Below are 891 nucleotides of genomic sequence, written 5' to 3'. Positions count from 1 at the left end.
GAAATTCGACGCGCATTGCAATAAAACGGATACGGACCGGTTGAAAACCGGAGGGCAAACAGGCAGAATATGGGCAACACGGAAAACCTAGGTTTCTTTATCCTGATCAAGACCTACGTGGAAATCCTGATCATGAAGTTCGGCGACAGGGGGCTGTCGGCGCTGTCGACGGTGCTGATACCGTCGCTGATGAGCATGGTGACGGTATGGCTGATGTTCGAAGGCTACCGGATATTGAACGGGCAGAGCCGCGAACCGCTGAACATGTTTTTATGGCGCGGGGCGAAGATGGTGGTGATCATAACGGTTGCCAGCTGGATCATGAACAACCCGACGGGGCTGAGGGATTGGATAAGCGAACACATCAAGAACCCGATAGCGTCGGTGATCGTGGACGGCGAATACGCCTCGCCGGAAGCGATGGTGGATTCGTCGCTGCTGCTGATGCACCTGATCATGGGCGCGTTCGGCAGTCTGCAGGCGGCGACGAGCAATGACAACGGCAGCGCATTTTCCAACTTCATCATGGCCAGCGGGGTGGCGCAGGGGGCGCCGGCGGTAGTGGCGGGGGCGTTGCTGCTGCTGAACGAAATCGCGCTGTCGCTGGCGATACTGACGGCACCGGCGTTCATCCTGTGTTTGCTGTATGATCCGACCAAGCAGTATTTCCAAGGGTGGCTGAAATTCTTTTTAGGTTCGCTGCTGACGATGGCGGTGCTGTCGGTGATGGTGACGATAGGGCTGAAGGTGATGCTGGTGTATGCGACGAAGGTTTTGGGCGAGTACGGGGTCGGTGCGGCGGTGGCGGGATCGGCATCGCAAGATCGTCCGGGCATTGCGCAGATTACGATCATGCAGGGCGGCTTGGGGCTGATGATGAGCACGCTGATG

At 57.6% G+C, this 891-nt stretch carries 1 protein-coding gene; it reads left to right on the top strand.

Annotated features, from left to right (window positions below):
- Positions 1-69 precede the first annotated feature (69 nt).
- Positions 70-891 (top strand): type IV secretion system protein (locus ACI43T_RS11965; RefSeq protein ID WP_405387332.1); only part of this gene is annotated, 822 nt, incomplete at its 3' end.

Origin of the sequence: Neisseria oralis (genome assembly GCF_045062685.1) — a bacterium.
Taxonomy (GTDB): domain Bacteria; phylum Pseudomonadota; class Gammaproteobacteria; order Burkholderiales; family Neisseriaceae; genus Neisseria; species Neisseria oralis.
The sequence above is the reverse complement of the archived record's forward strand: the minus strand, read 5'-3'. Positions and strand labels throughout refer to the sequence as shown.